General features: G+C 38.0%; 20 protein-coding genes. 16 read left to right on the top strand and 4 right to left on the bottom strand.

Annotation, left to right across the window (positions count from 1 at the left end; all coding sequences use genetic code 11):
• The first annotated feature begins 40 nt into the window (after window positions 1-40).
• The 16 genes from AC0LWJ_RS04585 to AC0LWJ_RS04510 all read left to right on the top strand — a co-directional run bounded on the left by AC0LWJ_RS04585 (window position 41) and on the right by AC0LWJ_RS04510 (window position 15,042).
• Window positions 41-559 carry a type II secretion system protein GspG gene (locus AC0LWJ_RS04585; protein WP_503031473.1) on the top strand — a complete coding sequence of 173 codons (519 nt, stop codon included), beginning with the start codon at window positions 41-43 and terminating at the stop codon, window positions 557-559.
• Between the two features lie 206 nt (window positions 560-765).
• Entirely contained in the window at window positions 766-1,245 is a 480-nt protein-coding gene (locus AC0LWJ_RS04580; RefSeq protein WP_474238014.1) for a type II secretion system protein GspG, read from the top strand.
• Between the two features lie 139 nt (window positions 1,246-1,384).
• Window positions 1,385-2,596, top strand: a complete 1,212-nt coding sequence (locus AC0LWJ_RS04575; protein ID WP_474238224.1) for a type II secretion system F family protein — start codon at window positions 1,385-1,387, stop codon at window positions 2,594-2,596.
• Between the two features lie 57 nt (window positions 2,597-2,653).
• Entirely contained in the window at window positions 2,654-4,318 is a 1,665-nt protein-coding gene (locus AC0LWJ_RS04570) for a GspE/PulE family protein (RefSeq protein WP_474238015.1), read from the top strand.
• Window positions 4,299-4,703, top strand: a complete 405-nt coding sequence (locus AC0LWJ_RS04565) for a prepilin-type N-terminal cleavage/methylation domain-containing protein (RefSeq protein ID WP_474238017.1) — start codon at window positions 4,299-4,301, stop codon at window positions 4,701-4,703. Before AC0LWJ_RS04570 ends, AC0LWJ_RS04565 begins: the two co-directional genes overlap by 20 nt.
• Complete coding sequence (locus AC0LWJ_RS04560) at window positions 4,703-5,236, top strand: hypothetical protein (protein WP_474238019.1); 534 nt, start codon at window positions 4,703-4,705, stop codon at window positions 5,234-5,236. The genes AC0LWJ_RS04565 and AC0LWJ_RS04560 overlap by 1 nt, the downstream gene beginning before the upstream one ends.
• Entirely contained in the window at window positions 5,218-6,396 is a 1,179-nt protein-coding gene (locus tag AC0LWJ_RS04555) for a hypothetical protein (protein WP_474238021.1), read from the top strand. The genes AC0LWJ_RS04560 and AC0LWJ_RS04555 overlap by 19 nt, the downstream gene beginning before the upstream one ends.
• 22 nt (window positions 6,397-6,418) lie before the next feature.
• Window positions 6,419-6,985, top strand: coding sequence for a hypothetical protein (locus AC0LWJ_RS04550; RefSeq protein WP_474238022.1), 567 nt, complete (start codon window positions 6,419-6,421; stop codon window positions 6,983-6,985).
• A gap of 1 nt (window position 6,986) precedes the next feature.
• The gene (locus tag AC0LWJ_RS04545) at window positions 6,987-8,246 is read left to right on the top strand and encodes a PilN domain-containing protein (protein ID WP_474238024.1); all 1,260 of its coding nucleotides are present in this window, start codon (window positions 6,987-6,989) and stop codon (window positions 8,244-8,246) included.
• On the top strand, window positions 8,243-9,115 hold the full coding sequence (locus AC0LWJ_RS04540) for a type 4a pilus biogenesis protein PilO (protein WP_474238026.1): 873 nt from the start codon (window positions 8,243-8,245) through the stop codon (window positions 9,113-9,115). The genes AC0LWJ_RS04545 and AC0LWJ_RS04540 overlap by 4 nt, the downstream gene beginning before the upstream one ends.
• A 38-nt stretch (window positions 9,116-9,153) precedes the next feature.
• A complete protein-coding gene (locus AC0LWJ_RS04535; protein ID WP_474238028.1) occupies window positions 9,154-10,278 on the top strand; it encodes a lytic transglycosylase domain-containing protein in 1,125 nt (374 codons plus the stop codon).
• Between the two features lie 27 nt (window positions 10,279-10,305).
• Window positions 10,306-11,487, top strand: coding sequence for a type IV pilus twitching motility protein PilT (locus AC0LWJ_RS04530; protein WP_474238030.1), 1,182 nt, complete (start codon window positions 10,306-10,308; stop codon window positions 11,485-11,487).
• Window positions 11,488-11,512: 25 nt separating this feature from the next.
• Window positions 11,513-12,430, top strand: coding sequence for a 4Fe-4S binding protein (locus tag AC0LWJ_RS04525; protein WP_474238032.1), 918 nt, complete (start codon window positions 11,513-11,515; stop codon window positions 12,428-12,430).
• 122 nt (window positions 12,431-12,552) lie between these two features.
• Window positions 12,553-13,077, top strand: coding sequence for a ferritin (locus AC0LWJ_RS04520; RefSeq protein WP_474238035.1), 525 nt, complete (start codon window positions 12,553-12,555; stop codon window positions 13,075-13,077).
• Window positions 13,078-13,199: 122 nt separating this feature from the next.
• Window positions 13,200-14,147 carry a tRNA dihydrouridine synthase DusB gene (gene dusB / locus AC0LWJ_RS04515; protein WP_474238038.1) on the top strand — a complete coding sequence of 316 codons (948 nt, stop codon included), beginning with the start codon at window positions 13,200-13,202 and terminating at the stop codon, window positions 14,145-14,147.
• Window positions 14,148-14,289: 142 nt separating this feature from the next.
• The gene (locus AC0LWJ_RS04510) at window positions 14,290-15,042 is read left to right on the top strand and encodes a hypothetical protein (RefSeq protein ID WP_474238226.1); all 753 of its coding nucleotides are present in this window, start codon (window positions 14,290-14,292) and stop codon (window positions 15,040-15,042) included.
• Window positions 15,043-15,052: 10 nt separating this feature from the next.
• On the opposite strand, the gene AC0LWJ_RS04505 is transcribed toward AC0LWJ_RS04510, so the two are convergent.
• The 4 genes from AC0LWJ_RS04505 to AC0LWJ_RS04490 are packed head-to-tail and all read right to left on the bottom strand — an operon-like array spanning window position 15,053 to window position 17,940.
• Window positions 15,053-15,853 carry a metal ABC transporter permease gene (locus AC0LWJ_RS04505; protein ID WP_474238041.1) on the bottom strand — a complete coding sequence of 267 codons (801 nt, stop codon included), beginning with the start codon at window positions 15,851-15,853 and terminating at the stop codon, window positions 15,053-15,055.
• Entirely contained in the window at window positions 15,853-16,617 is a 765-nt protein-coding gene (locus AC0LWJ_RS04500) for a metal ABC transporter ATP-binding protein (protein WP_474238043.1), read from the bottom strand. Before AC0LWJ_RS04500 ends, AC0LWJ_RS04505 begins: the two co-directional genes overlap by 1 nt.
• 6 nt (window positions 16,618-16,623) lie before the next feature.
• Window positions 16,624-17,502, bottom strand: coding sequence for a metal ABC transporter substrate-binding protein (locus AC0LWJ_RS04495; RefSeq protein ID WP_474238046.1), 879 nt, complete (start codon window positions 17,500-17,502; stop codon window positions 16,624-16,626).
• Window positions 17,503-17,514: 12 nt separating this feature from the next.
• Window positions 17,515-17,940 carry a Fur family transcriptional regulator gene (locus AC0LWJ_RS04490; protein WP_474238048.1) on the bottom strand — a complete coding sequence of 142 codons (426 nt, stop codon included), beginning with the start codon at window positions 17,938-17,940 and terminating at the stop codon, window positions 17,515-17,517.
• Between the last annotated feature and the right edge of the window lie 43 nt (window positions 17,941-17,983).

Below are 17,983 nucleotides of genomic sequence, written 5' to 3'. Positions count from 1 at the left end.
AACGAAAAAATTGAAATCAGGGAAAGGCAGAAGTGATTTTATGCCAAAATTATTGAAAAAGGTACATATATCTTACAGCCAACAAGGTTTTACGCTAGTAGAACTTATAGTTGTAGTTGCCATAGTTGCCATACTGACAGCAGTATTATTTCCTAAGCTCCTTGTCTATACCGAAAATGCAAGGGTAAGCAAAGCCATGGGGGACCTTTCATCAATGAAAAGCATAGTCAAGGCGTTTGCAGCGGACCATGATTACGGCTATTATCCCACAGCCGATACAGGCAAAGCCACCAGTGTCGGCACCGTTCTTCAGGACAAAGGGATACAGTGGTATGATGGTACAAAAGGGGAGGTAAAAGACCCATGGGGAAATCCATATTATTACGGTACGGTTCCCGACAGCAGAGGTATGGCAAATCAGCTCTATTTGATCATATCCTTCGGACCTGACGGAAAAGAGGGCACAGATGATGACATATGGATTTCCAGCGGCGGTTCGCCGACACAAAGCAAAACTCCAAATGTAGTACCGACATCAAAGGTTGCTTCCGCACCGTAAAAGGACTGTGGCTTAATTTTAAACGCAGTCTTTTTTTATAGTGTAAATTCCGATAGAAAACAGGATAGAAATAATGTGTAGAAAAATAAAAAAATTAATAAATATTTGCTGAAAAAGCATATTTTTTCTTGACATTTATAATTATTATGGTATAAAATGAATTTAATACCAATATTAAAATTTAAGAAAGGCTGAGGTGGTTTTTTATGCAAAGCTTATTAAAAAGGATACAATGTATATCACGCAATGAGAAGGGCTTCACGCTTGTAGAACTCATAGTCGTTGTAGCAATCATAGCAATACTGACAGCAGTACTTCTTCCAAAACTTTTGGGTTATACAGACAATGCAAGAGAAAGCAGGGCAAAGGGTGATTTGGCATCAATGAAAAGCGTTATAGAGGCATATGCGGCATCTGAAGGAAATGGCAAATATCCTGCTGATGCTGATGCTGCTAAAACTTTACTTGCAGCTCATGGAATAAATACACCAACAGATCCATGGGGTAATCCTTATAATTATGCAGCAAGTACAAATCAAGATTCTTACATTATCATATCATTTGGAAGAGATGGAGCACAGAAGGGTAACGATGATATGTATGTGACAGAAAGTATATCACCTACAAAGGATACTGGTAATACTGCTGCTGCTCCTTCAGGCGGTACTTTACAACCAATAAAATAACGCAATAACAACAACAAAAGACTATGACATAATCTTATGTCGTAGTCTTTTGTACCATAATATAAAAATTTGTGTAATTTTTTATAAAAATATGTTATAATTACGTATATATTCCTTAAAGTTTTGGTGGTGATGATTGGTGATATATAAGGTGGCGGTACATGCTTCCGGCACACAGCGCAATATAGTTGTTGATGCCGGCAGTCCCGGCGAAGCTGCGCTCCAGGTAAAAAAACGTCTTGGGGATAACATGGCTGTTATAATAAAGGTTACTCAGGTGAAACAGAGCAGCTTTAAAGGGCTGAAGTTATTCGGCAGGGTAGGACCCCGGGACCTTGCGATTTTATGCAAAAACATAACCGTGCTTATTCAAGCCGGCGTAACTGCCCTCGAGGCGATAGAAACCGTTTCAAGCCACATAGGTAAAAAGGCGATAGCCGATGCTTTAAATTCGGTGGCTGAAAATGTCAAGGAAGGTTTTTCATTAAGCAGCGCTTTCCGAGGATCGCCGGATGTATTTCCCGAATTATTCTGTCAGGTATTGGAGGCATCCGAGGAAGCGGGAGCCTTGGAAGAAGGCTTAAATGCCTTATCATCTCATTATGAAAGAGAGGCTAACTTTAAAGAAAAAATAAGGCAGGCAATGTCTTACCCGTCCTTTGTTGCGGGCTTTGCCGTAGTAATATCTCTTGCATTATTCATATTTGTTATTCCAAAATTTGCTATGCTGCTTAACAGCGCAAATGTTCCTCTGCCCCTTCCTACCAGACTTATGCTCTATTTCTCATCACATGCATGGCAGACGCTTTTGATTTTGGCAATATCGATATTTATTATCGTCAGGGTCATAAAGATGTTGTGGAAGGCGCATGCCACAAGGCTGAAGATGGAACTTATACTTTCAAAGGTACCTTATGTCGGTACACTGTATACAAGAACAGCACAATCGCGTGTGTGTACAATGTTTGCATTGCTTTTAAATGTAGGCATACCTGTTGTTACCACACTGGAAACGGTTGAAAAATCATGCTCTATAATATCTCTTCAGGATGAACTTAAGGTTGTGCGTTCGGTTGTTCGAAACGGCGGCTCTTTATCCAATGCACTAAGCATGTGCAAGTGGCTGCCAAAGGTAGTCGGCAGAATGGCTTCCATAGGTGAACGTTCCGGCGCACTGCCGGAGATGTTTGAAAATACGGCATCATTGTTTGACAATGAAGTTGACAATATAATACAAAAGCTGCCTACGTTGGTAGAATCAGCAATGATTATTTGTGTCGGAGCCCTTGTGCTGTTTGTATTATTATCATTGTTTTTGCCAATCTTCTCAATGTACCAAACAATAAAGTAATATTTCACGATATCAACAACAAAAGATGAATCATAGAATAAGCTGAGGTGTTATAGTTTGAACAATGTATATGACGGTCATGTTTATATAGGAAAAATACTTATTGAAAATGGGGTTATAAACAGCCAACAGCTTGAAGAGGCATTGAAAATACAGAAAGAAACCGGCAGGAAGCTTGGTGATATCCTGATATCCATTGGGGCATGCAGTCAGGAAGCAATAGCCGATGCATTGGCTGTACAGATGGGGCTTAACAGGGCGCCTGAAGGCTTTTGGGAAAATCCTCCTGACCCCTCGGTCAAAGGGGGAATTGCCCGTAAATACAAATTTTTTCCCTTAAAATTGGAAAACGGCAAACTCCATGTCGCCATATCCGACCCTCTTAATATTACAACCATTGATGAAAGCAGATATGTAACTGGCTATAAAATAATACCTGAAATCGCAACACAAACCGAGGTTGACAGGGCATTAAGACGCTGGTACGGTATAAGCAGTGATGAGTCTTTGGGGATTGAAGAAGCCTTCGATGATGAGGATGCGGAGGAGGATAATGCGGAAGGTCCTACCGTAAGAGCAGTAATCGATATAATAAACGGCGCATTATCTGAAAGAGCAAGTGATATACATATAGAACCAAGGAAGGATGCCACATTAGTAAGATACCGTATTGACGGTGCTCTTCGGGACATTATGAGGATGCCGAAAAAGATGCATTACAGCATCGTATCACGCATCAAGGTAATGGCAGGGCTTGATATAGCTGACAGGAGAGTGCCTCAGGATGGGCGTATAAAACTGCGGGAACCCCATGAGATAGACCTGAGGGTATCAACACTTCCTACAACACTGGGAGAGGCTGTCGTGCTCCGCATATTGGACAAGTCCCGCGTACTGCCCAAACTGGAGGTTTTAGGATATGAGGGAGAAGATTTATCAAGGATTAGAAGGGCAATCGGCATGCCTTACGGTCTTGTACTTTTAACAGGACCTACAGGTTCAGGCAAGACTACCACCCTTTATGCAGCCTTATCGGAGGTTGTGACACCCTCGATAAATGTGATAACGGTTGAAGACCCGCCGGAATACGAATTGGAAGGCATAAGGCAGGTGGCTGTCAATGTGAAGGCGGATTTAACCTTTGCTACAGCATTAAGGTCTATACTAAGGCAGGATCCGGATGTTGTTATGATTGGTGAAATAAGGGACTCGGAAACCGCAAAGATAGCTGTTCAGGCGGCAATGACCGGTCATTTGGTATTGTCAACACTTCATACAAATGATGTTGCATCGGCACCAGCAAGACTGGTCGATATGGGGGTAGAACCTTATCTTGTGGCTTCATGCCTGCTTTGTGTCGTGGCGCAGAGATTGGTCAGGAGGGTATGCCATGAATGTGCCGAGCCATATCAGCCTCCGGCGGATTCGCCGGTTTGGGGTTTCCTCAATACAAACGGAACACCGTCAATCTCATTGAAGCATGGCAGAGGATGTCCGTCATGCGGTCGTACCGGTTACAGAGGACGCATAGCAATTGTAGAAGTAATGACGGCATCACGGGGAATACGTGAGCTTATAAGGCAAAATTCTACTGCCGATAAAATAAGGGACCTTGCTGTTTCAGAAGGCATGACGACTCTTTTGGAAAATGCAAGAAGCAAGGCATTGGAAGGTATAACTACCCCTGAGGAGGCGATGAGGGTTGCGTCATCTTTCGACTAAGAAGTTAAATAATAAGGGATTTACATTGATTGAACTGGTTGTGACAGCGGCAATACTTGTTGTAGCAGCATTTATGCTGGCATATGCTATGATTTACCCTCTTCACACTCAAGCAGATTCAGAGAAGGCGTCGACGGCTGCCTTTTTGGCACAGGAGATGGCTGAACAGCTTAAGGCGGTATCATATGACAATTTAGATTCATACAATGGCAAGACTGAAACTGATGTGGATGGATATAAGGGGTTTAATCGTACAGTTACAGTAAATTACAAGAATTCTGCTCCATCCACAAATACAAAAGTAGTAACAGTGAAGGTAACATATCCGATACACGGCGGGACCGGAACTCAAACGGTTGTATTTGAAAGGACGGTGGATTCTTGATGCACAGAATTTTCTCACGTCTTAAAGGTAATAAGGGATTGACGCTCTTAGAAGTTGTTGTGGCATCAAGTCTTGCCATGATGCTGCTTCTTGTTGTGCTTGAAATGTCTTGGCGTGTATGGGGTGTATTCGGGATCAGTAAGGTACACTTTGATGAAACATCTGAGCTGCGTAAGGCGATTTACTGGGTTACAAGAGATTTGCGCTCTGCGGATAAAAATACAATCGTCATAGTTGATGCAATGAAAGATCCTATTACAAATAATATTATAGGTATTGAACCACATACCCTGACAATGAATATTGGAACGGCAGATGTAGTTACATATAAAATAGACAGCAGCAATAATCTTGTTCGTATTGAGAACGGCATTCAACGTACGATAGCATCAGGTATAGCATTTGATAAAAATGTGGTTAATTTTTCAAAGGAAAATAAAGTAGGCGGCACATTGGTAACAGTGACGTTTAACGGTGTAGAAAGAGCTAAGGAAGGAAAGGAAGGTTTGCAATCATGTATAATGGTTTATTGAAAAGCCTGAAAAAAAACGAAGACGGTTTTACACTTGCTCTTGTTCTTGTTGTTTTATCCGCTCTTTTGATATTGGCAGGAACAGCGTCTTATCTTTCCGTAAGAACATCAAGGGCGGCAATTGATGACCGGTCATTGGTACAGGCGCGGTGTGCGGCGGATACGGGAATCGAACGTGCAAGATTATATTTATCAATATTTCCTTTTCTGCGTGCAAATATCATTCCAAACCTTGTTTCAAATTATACCATTGATAACACATCCAAAAATACATATCTTGAAATCATGGACGATGATCAAAAAAGACCTAATGTAGTAAAAATTGTATCTACAGGCGAGTGCCGCGGTGTTAAAAAAACAGTAACAGCTTATGTCCAACTAAGTACTGGTACGTTATTTAAATTAATATATCCAGGTTTTATGAGATTGCCTTCAACATCACAATATCAACCTTGGCAACCGGAGAATGCAATAATTAATTCAGATGTTTATCTTAATGGTGATTTAGTTAATAAGGCAACAATTAAAGGTAATGTATATGCTGCAGGGAAAATAAAAAATTATGGTCATATTTATGGTCAGTCAAATAGTAACTGGAAAGGAAAACTACCTGATATTACAAAATTCAGCGATTTAATTGACAGGGCTGTCAGTATTGCAGGTCAGCTTTCAAGTATATTGGGAAATAATGGGCATTATTTTAATGGTTCTCATACATTTACTTCATATGATCTATCGAACATGAACGGTTATTATTTTGTTAACGGAGATGTGACAATAAATGGTGGCACAACAAATCAGAATAAAATATGTATAGTTTCTACAGGACAAATCAATATAAATGGTAATTTAAATGTAAATAATAATACTAATAACTTAGTTCTAATTTCAAAAGACAATTTCAATTTTGCAGTTCAATACAAGAGCAATTATAATTTTGCGTTGGGTCTATCTTGTGGAGGTACACCTTGGACTGCAAACAATGGTGAAAGTATTGCAATAGGGTATGAATATTTTTTAGTAGATCATACAGGCTTGTATGTTGCTCCTAGTTCTAGTGGCGGAATTACTTTCAACCAATATACAAACAATACAATTAATTTAGACAATTTATATTTAATAGGATATAGCACAACGATAATATCACGCACTGAAAAATAGTGATTTTTAAAGGGGGATACTGATGAATAAAAAGCCGGTATTTATATTATCTCCGATAATTGCTGCTTTAATCACAGGATGTATATCTTGGTTTTTTGGAGGCGCAATGCCGAATGTAGCCTTTTTATATGGCATATCGGCAGTTTTAGGGGCTGCCGCAGGAATATTGACTGTGTTTGTGTCTCTGAACGGCATGTTCAAAGAATTAGAATCAGCAAGAGAAAATATATCAGTATTGAATAAAAAGATTAATGAGAGTCAAAAAGATGCTCAGGAATTAGAATCATTAAGGGCAAAAGTGTCGGAATTAAATGATAAACTAAATGAAAGTCAAAAAGCCTCTCAAGAGATTAGTGCCGCAAAGGAAGATAAATTCACGGATATAAAGGAAATGAAGGGTTTAGTTGAAGGATTTGCAAAGGCTGTAAAAACGGTGCAGGAAATTGATGAAATGCGCAGCATAGAGCTTGACAAGGCTATTAATGATGCGTCAGTAGAATTATCAGAACTTGAAAAGCTTATGAAAGATGTAACGGACAAGGTTTCAGATGTCAAGAATGTTCTGAATAAAGTTGGCGGAGGTGCTTGATGTGGCATTTAAGAAGGTAGCAGGAATAGATACGGACAAAGGTATAGCGGCAATATCGAAGGTGTCAGGCAGCGATGTAACGGTGGAAGTTTTCAAGGATTTTATGGGAAAAAGTTTAGATGAGATTATTAAGAATTTGCATGTTATTGAGAGGGCTGTAGTCGTAGGAATTGGCGGCTCTCAGACATATATGAAAATAATGAAGCTGCCTGCCGACCTTGATAATAGGGCTGTTGCCGAAACGATAAAATGGCAGTTAACAGATGTCGTCGGCGACAGGATAGTAAGGCATTACATAACGGGTAAAACAAGCGAATATTTATGTACACTTGTAGGCGGTGTAAATAAGGATGAAGTACAAAATGTAAGAGCCGGTGTGATAGATTTGCGCGTTGCGGCTTTATGGCGCGGAGCCATGCATTTTTTGAAAGAGGACAATAATGGACCGAAGGTAGTGGTAGAAAAATCAAATTCAGGGTGCAGGATTGTAGGAGGAAACGGTTTTTTATCATTTGCCCGTGAATTGGCTGACGACTCCGATGCTGAAATCCAGCGTACATTGCTGTACTGCAGGTCTGAACTGGGGGAAAATATTAAGGTTTATTATGTCGGAAGCGATTTGCCTGATGAGACAACGGCGGTTGGTTTATCACTGCATTATTATTCAGAGCCCCGTTTTAATTTTTTGGTAAAGGAAAAACGGTCATTAAATGGGATTGCTATCGGCAGTCAGTTTTTAAAAATCGCTGCTGCCAGTATTATTTTGGCTTTACTTCCTTATATAGCGGTATTAGGTTACGGCATACAGACAGATATATATACAAAAAGGACTGATGCGCTTGCCCCACAGGTGCAAAGATATAACAAACTAAAAAACGAATGTAAAAAATATCAGGATTGGGCAGTTATAGTCGAATCCTTTAAAGTATCTCCTGTATATCCATATTTGGAGGATATACGTCATGGAATACCGTCAAAATGCTGGCTTACGGCGATGAATGCGGTAAGTACAGATAAAACCGCATCAGGAACAGCCGCGAAAAATGCACAGACAAAGATAATAGACAAGGCTTCACAAATAGATTTGGAGGGGTATTCCCTTGATGCGGCTTCAGTCGGTCTTATGCGGGACAATCTTGCGGCATTGCCTTGGTGTAGTGAAGTAAAAGCCGTATCATTGCAATGGGATGATAAGGTTGGTGCATATAAATTTAAACTATCGGTTGCAATAAAGCAGTCACAGGCAGGTGATAAAAAATGATGGATGTTAAGTTTGATAAAAGCACAGATGAAAAAAAAGGCATGGGAAGTTTAATAATATTGATAGGAATAATTGTTTTATCTCTTTTGCTTTTGGGATTTGGTGTGGAGAAAATGCTTCAAGCCAGAGCAAGTTTGATGAGTGCACATGATGAATATGAAAAGGCGCAGTCGGAAGCCACAGCTATACCTAAGGCAGAAAGGGACCTTAATAATGCTTTGCAAAAATGGAATGACGATAAAAGATATCTTTGGAGGTCTGCTGAGACAGGTATAATGTTTAAAGACGTTGAGGATGCGGCTAAAAGCCACGGGGTGCAGCTTATATCTATGGAACCTCAAAATTCGGTTAAATCGTTTTATAAAGGGCATCTCATAGCCGTACCGGTTAAGATTTCCTTTAAAGGTACTTTTCCGGGGGTGCTGTCGGCTGTGGCAGACATAGAAAAGTTAGTAAGTCCGGGAGAGGTGAGGCAGTTTAACATATCTGTCCCTCAAAATTCTCAGCAAACCGATGCTGTCGGTACTGTAGATGCAAAATTAGAAGCGGTATTTTATTCTCTCAATCCCCCTGAGATGTTCGGCAAGGTAAATGGAAGTTCAGGCAGATATGACCCCTTCTTTCCTTTAATTATACCGGAGCAAAATCAACAGCCTAAGGATGCTAAAAAGGCGAATACGCCAAGCAATACCTCAAATCTTTTTGACCAGATATTTAATATGATTTTTGGAACGGGAAAAACAAGTAATACAAATAATAAAAGCAATACCCCGAGCAATACTACAAGCAATACTACAAGCAATTCACAGAGCAATAAGCCAAATAATACCACAAATAATACTCCAAATACGGCATCAACATCAAACTGATAGAATATTTGTTAATGTTTTGAACAGGAGGTGGTAATTTGTCGGGCATTAAAAATTTATTCATGTTTTTAAAAAGGATTCTTATAAATAAAAAAATATGCAGGATTCTCACAATTTGGGGAATAGTTATAACTGCAATTATCTTATCAATAAATGCGGCTGTAAAAGCACAATCAAATGGAACAAATACAAAACATGAAGTTATCAAAAATACGGTTTACGCAGATAACAGTGAAATTCATGGAAATGCCGACATTGAGCCGGAAAATGTAATTCAGCAGTACGGATTTACGGACGGTTCTTATAGGTCTTATGCAGTAGTGAAGTTTAACAGCAATATTATAGGTGCGGCATCTTCCGGCAGTATAACATATGCAGACGGTAAAAGTGTAGCATTAAAGCTGAATGACGGGACTATGCTTAGATACAGTGGCTTCAGCAAAACAGGAGTCAAGATTGGTCAATATGTAAATACCGGTTATCCGATAGGAGTAGCGGAAGGAGCGGTGACTGTCAGCGCCGAATACGACGGGAAAATGATTGACCCCGTAGCCTTATTGTGGAACGATAAATCGCAATTCATTGATGAAGCAAAACAAGTAGAGGAAGAACGAATGAAAATAACGGATGAACTGCGGCAAAAGGAGGAACAGAAACAGGCAGAAGAAGAATTGCGGCGGAAGGAACTGCTTCAACAATTAGAGAATATGCTTAAAGCTCAAGCCAGCCCCGATATTGTCGATACATCAATTAATAACACGGCAAACAAGGAAGAAATAAGGAAAATAATAAATAATGTTTCTTTGGAGATTGGAATAGACCCCGATCTTATAACGGCTGTAGCATCGGCAGAATCCGATTTCAACCCAAATGTGGTATCAGATAAGGGAGCTCAGGGGGTAATGCAGTTGATGCCTGAAACGGCGAAATCTCTTAGGGTATTTAATCCCTTTGATTCATATCAGAATATTCGCGGCGGCGCGATATATTTAAAAAGTCTGCTTTCAATGTATAATGGGGATATCAAGTTGGCATTGGCGGCGTATAATGCAGGACCGGAAGCTGTAAAGCAGTATGGCGGGATTCCGCCGTATAATGAAACACAGGCATATGTGCAGTCAGTCCTTATAAAATATCAAAATCTAAGAATGATGAAAAATTAGTGCATTATAGGAAGGGGTTATTTGGATATGTCAGATTTAAAAGAGGATTTTCCTTATAAAGGTGAAAACTTAGTCGATGATTTATTAACACTTGCCGTAAGATGTAAGGCGTCGGATTTGCATATTACAGCGGGTACATATCCGGTACTGCGCTTGCATGGCAAATTACGAAAACTTGGTGATTTGCTTGAGTCTGATTCGCCGGAGATTAAAAATGAAATTGAAGCCATATTAACACAATGGCCTGAATTGCGAGACAAGGTTTCGCCTGAGCTTGCAAATCGAATAGCTAATCTGACGTTAAAAAACGACAGATTTATCGATGATTTTAACAAGCGCTGGAATACAGACTTAGCCATATCGGTACCCGGGGTTTCACGTTTCAGGGTGAATGTTTTCAGACAAAGAGGAAATTGTGCTGTAGCCTATCGTGTTCTTTCTAATAAGGCACCTAATTTGGATGAATTATTTGCACATTCCCCGAAGACGGCTGAGGTATTAAAAAGATTTGCGGAACTTCCAAGGGGATTAATACTTGTAACGGGTCCGACCGGTTCGGGTAAGTCTACCACCTTAGCGGCAATGATAGACCATATAAGCAAAACCTCCGAACGTCATATAATTACGCTGGAGGACCCTATCGAATATTTGTATCAGCATCAAAAGGGAATTGTTAATCAGCGTGAGGTAGGAGAGGATGTTTTATCTTTTGCCGAAGGTTTGCGCGCGGCATTGCGTGAAGACCCCGATGTTATACTTGTGGGAGAGATGAGGGACTTAGATACTATTTCAACGGCTATATCTGCGGCAGAAACAGGACATTTGGTGCTGTCGACACTTCATACAATTACCGCAGCGGAAACGGTTGAAAGGATTATTGATACATTTCCACCATCTCAGCAACAACAGATAAGGGTACAACTATCGGGTGTATTAAGAGGCGTATCGTCACAGCAGCTTCTTCCGAGAAAGGACGGCAGCGGAAGGGTATGCGCCGCTGAAATATTAGTTGCCGTACATGCCGTACGCTCCCTTATAAGGGAAAGTAAAACACATCAAATACCTACAACCATACAGACGGGTTCGGCTGATGGAATGGTATCAATGGATAAGGCTCTGGCGGATTTGGTATTATATGGTTTGGTTTCGCGGGAAGAAGCAGAGGAGCGTGTTGTGGAATACAAGGTTTTTGAAAAATACTTGGCATGATGTAGAGAGGGGAGATGGATTTAAAATGAAGAAAATAAACAAAATAATTACTGTAATAATTTTGATGCTACTTATATTTGCGGCAATACCAAATGCAACAGCTTTTGCTTGTGAAATAAACATAGTGCCTTCAAAACCTGAAGTTGCTGTCAACGAGATTATTTCCGTGGATATCTTGAGGACCAAAACCCATACGGTCTGCGTACTTCCACTTGATGATACAAAGATCGAAATTACGGGAGGTGAGATAGTTAAGGAGTATCCATGGATTAACGGAACACCGGATAAAAAGACAATTGAAGTTAAATTCACAAAGGTTGGAGAGGGTGTTATTAAAGTTACAAGAGATTGCCCGAAGGGCGGATTAATCGTACAATCTAAAACAGTTAAGGTTGTTGCGTCAAACACAGATGCACAGGCTGCAACGCCTAAGGATACAAATTCGGTGTCAAATTCTGAAACACAAAGTCAGAATGCAGTTACTCAGCAGACAGCTACAGGAAGTTCTTCAACCTCTGTATTTAAAAGTTTATTTTCAGTGCAGAATATTCTTTATATTCTGTTGATTTTATCAGGACTTATGCTTTTTATTATAAAGAAGTTTAAATGGAGATATTTTTTATTGCTCTTTTCCCTTGCGATACTCGGCTTTTATTTTGGCGGATGTTTATGTCCTGTGGGTTTTCCGGAAAAAATATGGCTTACGCCTTTGGGGTCGGTTCTATCAACCGTAATCTTAATAATGCTTGGAATTATTACTGTTATCACGCTTTTTAAGGGAAGGATTTTCTGCGGCTGGGTATGTCCTCATGGAGCGCTTCAAGAATTCTTGTTTCAAAAGAAAACTGCGATAAAATTAAATCCTGCAATTGATTATAAGGAATGTATTACATGCGGTGATTGTATTAATAGCTGCCCCGAAAATAGGAAAAAACCCCAATAAGCTTTTGGTATATATTTTTAATAATATTTTTCATGAAATAATGTTTTTCTTGTTTTTATGCTTTAAAAGTTATATAATAAAGATATAAGATTTACTAAAATTTCATATAAGGGGTGTTATGTATGTTAAGCAATAAAATGTTGGATGCTTTAGACAAACAGATTAATTACGAGATTTTTTCCGCATATCTATATGTTTCTATGGAGAATTACTTTCAAGAGAAAAATTTAGAAGGCTTTGCTAATTTTTTTAAGGTTCAGATACAGGAAGAACTTGCACATGCGAGAATTTTTTATGAATACATATACCGTATGGGAGGTCAAGTTGTTCTGTACCCGATAAACAAACCTGAGGTAAGCTTTGACAGCAGTTTAGACCTTTTTGAAAAGGCATTGAAGCATGAAAAAAGTGTAACTGAAAGGATTTATAAGCTTGTCGATATAGCTATTGATGATAAAGACCACGCAACAAATTCATTTTTACAATGGTTTGTTAACGAACAGGTGGAAGAAGAGGAAAACTTCAAGAGACTTGTTGACAAGTTGGGATTTATAGGTGATAAGGTACAGCCAATGTTTATGCTTAATGCGGAATTAGCCCAAAGAGTTTTTGTACTGCCATCACCCCTTGCCCAAGGACAGCAGTAAAAACAAAAAAGATTATAAATAAAGTCCTAAGTTTTAATTAAACCAACAAAAACTTAGGACTTTATTTATGATGCATATTGGGATAAAATTAATTGTATATAAATATAATGGAGCTGATATGTTTGAATATAGGCAATGTTGAGATTAAAAATAACGTGTTTCTGGCACCTATGGCAGGTGTTACGGACAAACCTTTTAGGCTTTTATGTAAGGAAATGGGCTGCGGATTTTCTTATACTGAAATGATAAGTGCCAAGGGGTTGTATTACGGCAGTAAAAACACAGAATTTTTAACAGATATTGATGAAAGTGAAAATACCGCTTTACAGATATTTGGTTCTGACCCCGAAATCATGGCTGAGGCAGCGAAAATATTAAATAATTCAAATGCCAAAGTGATTGATATAAATATGGGATGTCCGATACCAAAGATTACGAAAAATGGTGATGGCAGCGCATTAATGCTACGTCCTGATATAGCTGAAAAGGTTGTAAAAGCAGTTGTTATTAATTCGCAAAAGCCTGTTACAATTAAAATCAGAAAGGGCTGGGATGAAAAGCATATAAACGCTGTTGACATAGCACAATTAGCTGAGAATTGCGGGGCGAAAGCTGTTGCGGTCCATGGCAGAACAAGGGAACAGCTTTATTCCGGAAAAGCGGACTGGGGCATCATACGTAAAGTAAAAGAGAGTGTTAAGATACCTGTCATTGGTAATGGCGATGTTTTTTCACCCTGTGATGCAAAAAGAATGTTTGATGAAACCGGATGTGATGCTGTTTTAATAGGAAGAGGGGCACGAGGCAATCCTTGGATATTCAAAAGAACGCTACACTATTTAAATACAGGGGAGTTATTAACGGAACCTTCAAAAGAAGAAAAAATAAGCATAATATTACGGCATCTTGATATGATGATAGGGTATAAGGGTGAGCATGTGGGCTTACTTGAGATGAGAAAGCATATTGCGTGGTATCTCAAAGGATTTCACGGAGGAGCTAAAATAAGGGAAGCAATTTTCAGCATATCTGATTATGTAAAAATTAAAGAGTTATTGCTAAGCCTCTGATATAGAACAGCAAGCTTCTGTGAATTTTAATTAATGTCAATTTGTCATACAAGACATGCACAAAACGGGTATTAAAACCACATAAATGTATCATAAGGAGTTGATGCATATTATGGATAAAGATTTAGTACCTGAATTTTCCATGCAAAACAAGGATTTGAAAAACGAAAATAAAATAAATTATAAAGGGATAGATATAATTGAATTTTACAAAAAAGAAAAAATAAAAAAGAAAAGCAAATTTAATAAAGAAGATTTTTACAAAAGGTTTCTTATGCTAAATAATTCAATAATAATATCAAGACCGTTTGATGCGGATTACAGTATAAAGCAGTATAAGGTAAGTTTATTCGATTTAAGCAAAAGTATGGACTTTGAAGAGGTTTTTGGGATAAATCTTGGAAAAAAGAGCAAAGATGTTTACAAAAACAATATTTCTTTCGATAAATTTACAATAGGGGATATAATACTTGCCACAAGTCCCGGATTTCACATTCAGGGTGCTATAAGGCATGCCGCATTGTTTGACAGCAGAAGATATCATGGAAGCGTGGATGATAAATGTCTTTTGACAGCAGAGCCCGACCAAGGAGTTATTTATGAAACCATCAGATTTTATCAGGAGAATTTCAGTGAAGCTTGGGGCTTATATGTACCCAAAACCAGTTTGGAGGAAAGAATAAAAGCGGTAGACAGTGTGTCGCAATATCTTGGTAAGCCATATCTATGGTGCGCAAAAAAAAGGGTATTTGATAGTTGGTATTGTTCCATGGTTCCATGGGCGGCATATTATATGTCTGCAGGGCTTGATTTGGATTATAATGGCGGCTACTGGGTTCTTCCTATTGATATATTTATGTGTAAGGATACGGCGATATTTGAATATTCGTCTTAATAAAAAATATTTAAGTATATTTTTTTAAAATATTAGATATTACAAAGATAATTAGTGATACTATTACGATGCTTCCGCCGGGTGAAAGATTCAGGTAGAAAGAAGTAAAAATTCCAACAAAAACAGATATAAATGAGAATATAATAGAATAAGCTATGGTCTGTTTAAAACTTTTTGCGATTTTAAGGCTTGAAGCGGCAGGTATTACCATTAAAGCGGATACTAAAAGCGCTCCAATAATTCTTATTGATAAGGCAATTGTTAATGCTACAAGTATTGTGAAAAAAAGGTTTATTTGATTAACCGGTATGCCTGATACCTTTGCAGCCTCTTCATCAAAGGATATAAACAATAGTTCTTTATAAAATGATACTATTACTAAAACAACTGCTATACCTAATATTACTATCAGGTAAATATCAGTGATGCTTACGGAGGAAATGCTTCCAAACAAATAATTCATTATGTTTGCAGAACTCCCAATTGATAGGCTTAAAAGGATTACTGCTACCGCCATGCCGGCAGACATCATTATAGCCAAAGATATTTCGGAATAGCGAAGGTATATTTTCCTTAATTTTTCAATTCCTAATGAGGATAGTATCAGGATTATTATTGAACTTATCGTAGGGTTTAAGCCGAGCAATAATCCAGCTGCGACACCAGCCAATGCAATATGCGATAATGTGTCCCCTATTTGCGACAAACGCCTTAAAACAAGGAAAGTACCCGTGAGAGGTGCGATAACAGATATAATACTTCCTGCAATAAATGCCCTTATCATAAAACCGTATGAAAATATGTCAAGCATTATTCTTCACTCCTATTGTTATTGTGGTAGTGCTTAGTCATTTTGATAGGATATCCATATATCCCTGTGAGATTACTTTCTGTTAGATTAATTGCCTCACATCTCTCATTAACTTTTCCCTCCGACATACAAATAATCCTGCTTACCTTTTCGGTTATGGTCCATATGTTATGTGTTATCATTATGATTGTTATTTTTTTCTGTTTATTTAATTTATCCAATAATTCATATAAGGTTTTTTCAGATTTTATGTCAATACCTGTTGTCGGTTCGTCTAAAAAAAGTATGTCCGGCTTTGAAACAAGGGCTCGGGCTATAAATATTCTCTGTAGCTGTCCGCCGGAAAGCATGCCTATCAGTCTGTCTTTATATTCTAACATATCAACTATTTCCAAAGCTTCGATTACTTCATTCCAATGGTTCTTTGAGAGACGTTTAAACAATCCGATTTTTGAATATAGTCCCATTGATACAACTTCTTTAACACTTGCCGGAAAGGATGTATTGAAGGAATAGGACTTTTGAGGGACATATCCTATAAAAGATTTATCTTTTATTTCAAGTATCCCTCTGCCATTATACAATACTTCGCCATAAGAGGGTTTTAAATTTCCCACCATTATATTTACAAGGGTGCTTTTGCCTGAACCATTGGGACCTATTATTCCTATAAATTCACCTTTTTCTATGTTCAATGAAATATTATCAAGTACGTTTTTTTTTTCGTATGAAAAACTGACATTTTTAACTTCAATAAAACTCATTTTTATCTACTCCAATGCTTTTTTTAAATTATCCAGATTTTCCTTCATTAATGAAATAAAATCTGCTTTTTTTTGTATATCTTCATTAGTCAAGGCACCAATTGTATTAAGGGGCAGAATTTTTGCACCTGTTTCTTGAGAAATAACTTCTATTGGCTTCGTTGGACCTGGTTCTTCCCTGAAAATATATTTTATATTTTCCTTCTTTATAAGGTTGACAACTTCTGACATCCTTGCAGGACTTGGCTCAGCCTCATCGCTCATGCCTACTAATGAGATTTCATTTAATCCATAGTCCCGCGCTATATAATCAAAGGCACTGTGAAAAACAATAAATGTTTTTTGCTTGGTATTGCTTAGTTCATTCTTGTATTCCTTATCCAGTTCGGCAAGCTTTCCATTCAATGCTTCATAATTTTTTTCATAATAGTCTTTATTTTTAGCATCTGTTTTTTGAAGGGCATCCTTTATGTTTTTTGCTATTATTTGAGCGCTTTTAGGAGAAAGCCATATATGTGGATTTACTACATTTCCTGATTTAATAGGTTCTACTCCGTTTGAAACTTCAAAAAATGCCGCATTTGTTCCGGAATCTTTGATTTTACTAATCCAAGAATCTAAACCCATTCCAAGATACAAAACTAAATTTGACTTTGAAATTTCAGCTATGTCTTTTGTGGTAGGTTCCCAGCCATGTGGTCCTACGTTTTGCGGTATTATTGTTTTGACTTCAGCTTTATCACCGGCAATTTTTGCTGTAAGGTCATAAATAGGATAAAAGGATGCGTAAACTACAGGTTTTGAAGATTCATTTGTTGTCTTTGCACCGCAGGCGGTTAAACCAAAAATTAATAATACAACAAGAAACAGCGAAAATTTTTTCATTTATATCTCCTCCTATAAAATATTTTTATTGTGATTTATACATTTTTTGCAGTACCCCGTTATTTCTATTTTATGGTCTACTATTTCAAAATCCTTTATCTGATCTATGAATAAATCAAGGGGGCACATATTGAGTTCGTAAATTTTTCCGCATTCTAAGCATCTCATTACATGTCCATGTAAATCCTTTTGCACTTCATACATCACATTGTTGCAAATTTTAACTTCTACGATGATATTTATTTTTTTCAAGAGGCTTAAATTTCTATACACGGTGTCGATGCTGACTTGAGGGAATATCTCTTTTACTTTCTCATAAATTTCTTTGACAGACAGGTATCTTTGGGTATTTAACATTATATCAAGTATTAATTCCCTTTGCGGCGTGATCTTATAATTATTTTCTTTGATCTTTTTAATCGCTTCGCTTTTCATCATAATAAACACAACCTTTTATTAAATAAGAAGAAATTCCTATTTA

The organism is Aceticella sp. 75b-Ac (assembly GCF_056032965.2).
This window is presented reverse-complemented; position numbering and strand designations above follow the sequence as displayed.